Consider the following 3670-nt stretch of genomic DNA (forward strand, 5'->3'; position numbering starts at 1 on the left):
ACGGCGAACAGGAACATCATCACCGTGCCGTGCATGGTGAAGAACTGGTTGTAGGTGTCTTGCGGCAAGATGCCTTGAAGCGGCAGCGCGAGCTGCACGCGCATCACCAGCGCGAGGATGCCCGCAAGCAGGAAGAACAGAAACGCCGCCGCGACGTAGAAGAAGCCGATATAATTGTTGTTGACCGCGGTCAGCAGCTGCCAGCCCCTGGGCGCGCACCAGATCCGCTCCAGTTCCTGCAGTTCCCCCTCGGGTCGCGCGCCGCTGGTCGGAAACCGATCGTACAACGCGGGATCGAACCCCGTCTCGGACGTCATTTCTGCGCCTCGAGATAGATCGCTATCGCCTGCAACTCGGCTGCGGAGAGCATCTTGTAGGGCGGCATGCGGTTGCCGGGCTTGATCGACTGGCTGTCACCGATCCAGCCCATCAGCGTGCCGCGGTTGTTGGGCAGGATGCCGGCACCAAGCGAGCGACGCGAGCCGACATGGGTGAGATCGGGACCGGCCGTGCCGTTGGCCTCGGTGTTGGCAATGCGATGGCAGGCCGCACAGCCAGTCGAACGGAACAGCGCCGCGCCTGCTCCAGCCGGCGCGGCCCGTGGCATGCGCCGCAGCGCCATCATCCGCTCGAAGGCCGCCGGCTCGTGTGCAACGACAACGAAGCCCATCAACGCGTGAGGCCCGCCGCAATATTCGGCGCATTGGCCGGCAAATACGCCGGGCGCGTCGGCCTGGATCGGCAGCGCGTTACGGCGGCCCGGCACCATGTCGAGCTTACCCGAGAGCTGCGGCACCCAGAAGCTGTGGATCACGTCATTCGATTCGAGCTCGATCAACACCGGCCGGCCGGCGGGAATGTGCAGCTCATTGGCATCGATCATGAAGGGGCGGCCGGCAGAATCGAGATAGGCCACGCGCCACCACCACATCTCGCCGGTGATGCGCACACGCATTGCATCGGCCGGGACCGGCGCGGTCAGGTTGCGCGTCAGGCTGAGGCCATAAACGAGAAGCGCCGTCAGCACGACCACGGGAAAGCCTATCCCGCCGATCCAGATCGCGCGGGTCCCGCCAAGCTTTGTCTTGAGTGTTGGACTGCCTGCCAGCGCGACCCACAAGGCGGCAAGAACGATCGCCAGCACTGCGACGGACATCGCGATCAGCACCCAGGTCAGCGTCGTGATCGAGCCGGCATAGGGACCTGCCGGATCAAAAACGGGAAAGATCGAGCCGTTCGTCATGTCACCGCTTGCCCGAGGCATAGAGATAGGCCGCGACGTCACGCGACTCGCTTTCGCTCAAGGACATTGCCGGCATCGTCGTGCCGGGCAGCGTCGCCGGCGCATTACGGATATAAGCGGCAAGTATGTCGGGCCGGTTGGGCAGCCGCCCCGCGATCAGACCCTGATCGGCGAATCCTTCGAGCGAAGGACCGCTCTGCCCCTGTGGCCAGCGCAGTCCCGGCACGACGTGACAAGCGCCGCATCCGGCGTGCATGATCGCCTGCTTTCCACGCGCGACATCTATCTGCGGCATGTGCTGCGCCTCGCTGGGCGGCGGCTTACATGCGGTCAGCAGTAGCGGCAGCAAGGCGCGCACTATGGACAATCATCCCCTTTCCGCATGTCGCCGGTGTTTCACAACCGGAACTGTGCAGGGCGGGAGCAGTTCCCTTCCAATGACTATCCGCCCAACTTCAGCGGCCGCGCTACTGGTCTTAACGCTTGCCGCGTGCGGCCCGGTCAAACGGGGGGCGGCCGACCAATTCACACGCACCGGCGAGTTGATCGCGCTGAGCGGTGGCGATGCTGGCGCGCCCAATGCCTGCGTGGCATGTCATGGCCTGGACGGGCGGGGCAACGGTGCGGGCGCACCTCGCCTTGCCGGGCTGAACCGGGGCTACATGACCGCGCAGCTCGAAGCTTACGCCAGCGGCCGGCGCCGGCATCCCGAAATGGAGGCAATCGCACGCAAGCTGACGCTGGCGCAGTACGATGCGGTATCCAACTACTTCGCAGCGCTCCGGTTTCAGCCCGACATCTCCTCTTCGGTAGCCGGCTCCCCGCCAGTACTGTACCAGCGCGGTGACCCGGCGCGCGGCATTGCCGGCTGCGCCAGCTGTCACGGAGATCATGGCGAAGGCGTGGGACCGGCCAACCCGCCCCTCGGCGGACAAGCGGCCGCTTATCTTGCCGAGCAACTCGACCAGTGGCGGCGTGGCGCCCGGCGCAACGACCCAGAAAACGTGATGCTTGAGATCGCCCGAGCGCTTACGCTTGGGGAATCCGCGGCTCTCGCGGCCTATGCGAGCTCGCTCCCCGGGGGTCTTCCGCGTCCGGGATCTCCGGCAGCATCCCCCGAAGCACATCGTGACGATCCCAGAAGTGATGTTTCAATGCCGCTGCGACGTGCAGTGGAATGATCGCCAGCAGCATCACGACGAACCCTAGATGCACGTCCTCGGCCATATCCATGATCTGCCAGCGCATGGTCAGCGGTAGCTGATCAAATGGCAGCTGGGGCCAGGGCAGGACGCCCGCAAGATAGAGCGGTCCGGGCTCAGCAATCGACGACCACATCGCCCAGCCGCTCAGGGGCAGCCCGAAAAAGGCAATGTAGAACAGATAGTGCATCACATAGGCAATCTGCGTCTGCCATCCCTGCCGATCCGCATCGTTTACTGGTCCCGGGATCATCAGGCGCCAACCGAACCGAGCGATCGCCAATAGCAGGATCGGCAACCCGATGCCGCTGTGCACCTCGAAGGCATGGAGCTTGTCGCCGCCAGCCGGCACCCAGCTCGCATAAAAGCCCCAGGCGATCTGGAACAACACCAGTGCCGCCATCACCCAGTGAAAGGCGATGCCCACCGGCGTATAGCGGCTGCGCTCGCTATGGGTTCGCGCCCAGGCACGCAGTTCCCGGATCACGTGGCCATCTCCGTGCGCTGCGCGCGCGCGAACCAGCGCGATAGAAGGACAAGCGCGGCTGCAAGATACAGGCCGGCGCCCGGCGCCCACATGATCAGGCCCGCAAGTTGCTGGTCCTCGAGCGGCGACAGCCCCCAGCTAAGTGGGCCGAGATAATGCGGAGCATAAAAGGGCGTACCGGCAAATGTCAGCAGCGCGCCGAGCAAGCCCATCTGGACCATCGTCGCCAGCAGCGCGCCGATCGCCGCCGGCATCGGCGCAGATCGGATCGAGCGCCATAGCCCCAGCCCCGTGAACAGCAGGCTGGCCTGCATCAGCCAATAGACAGCTATGTTCGACAGCGCGGCCTCATAGGCCGTCGGAGCGTGCCACGCCCAGAACGTCGCGCCATGGATCAGCGTCCAGAGCGCAACGCCACCCGGCATATGTCGTGCCGGCAATGCAGTGGCAAGCAATGGGGCGACGAGCGTGGTCAGCGCGAGATGATGGACCGCGCGCGCGGAAAACAGCGCCGAGGTCAGGGCGCAGAAGGGCGAGACGAAGAGCAACACGAGCAGCGCCATCGCGAACAGGAAAGGCAAGCGCTTGAGTCCAGCGGCCCGGCTCCAGTGCAATCCGCCGCAGAGCGCCAATGCCAGGGCCGCGATCAGCACCGGATCAAGATTCCACCGTGCCAGCAATTCGGCAGGCGCCGGCGCGCTGCCGCAATAGGGAATCCAGATCGCAGCTCGATCCACG

General features: G+C 65.1%; 5 protein-coding genes and 1 pseudogene. 1 reads left to right on the forward strand and 5 read right to left on the reverse strand.

Annotation, left to right across the window (positions count from 1 at the left end):
* The 3 genes from WP12_RS07595 to WP12_RS07605 all read right to left on the reverse strand — a co-directional run.
* On the reverse strand, positions 1 to 317 hold a 317-nt coding region (locus WP12_RS07595; RefSeq protein WP_046193112.1), incomplete at its 3' end, for a cbb3-type cytochrome c oxidase subunit I.
* Positions 314 to 1243: a cytochrome c oxidase subunit II gene (gene coxB, locus WP12_RS07600; protein ID WP_152663929.1), complete on the reverse strand. Its 930-nt coding sequence runs from the start codon at positions 1241 to 1243 to the stop codon at positions 314 to 316. The genes coxB and WP12_RS07595, both read right to left, overlap by 4 nt.
* 1 nt (position 1244) lies before the next feature.
* Entirely contained in the window at positions 1245 to 1601 is a 357-nt protein-coding gene (locus WP12_RS07605) for a c-type cytochrome (protein WP_235399035.1), read from the reverse strand.
* 79 nt (positions 1602 to 1680) lie between these two features.
* On the opposite strand from WP12_RS07605, the pseudogene WP12_RS26440 reads away from it, so the two are divergent.
* Positions 1681 to 2217: pseudogene (locus WP12_RS26440) on the forward strand (c-type cytochrome); the annotation flags it as partial.
* Between the two features lie 55 nt (positions 2218 to 2272).
* On the opposite strand, the gene WP12_RS25775 reads toward WP12_RS26440, so the two are convergent.
* Both WP12_RS25775 and WP12_RS07620 read right to left on the reverse strand, forming a co-directional pair.
* Positions 2273 to 2932 carry a cytochrome b gene (locus WP12_RS25775; RefSeq protein WP_046193116.1) on the reverse strand — a complete coding sequence of 220 codons (660 nt, stop codon included), beginning with the start codon at positions 2930 to 2932 and terminating at the stop codon, positions 2273 to 2275.
* Positions 2929 to 3670: cytochrome c oxidase assembly protein (locus WP12_RS07620; RefSeq protein WP_327196196.1), on the reverse strand; the 742-nt coding region annotated here is incomplete at its 5' end. The genes WP12_RS25775 and WP12_RS07620, both read right to left, overlap by 4 nt.

The organism is Sphingomonas sp. SRS2 (genome assembly GCF_000971055.1).
Lineage (GTDB): Bacteria > Pseudomonadota > Alphaproteobacteria > Sphingomonadales > Sphingomonadaceae > Rhizorhabdus.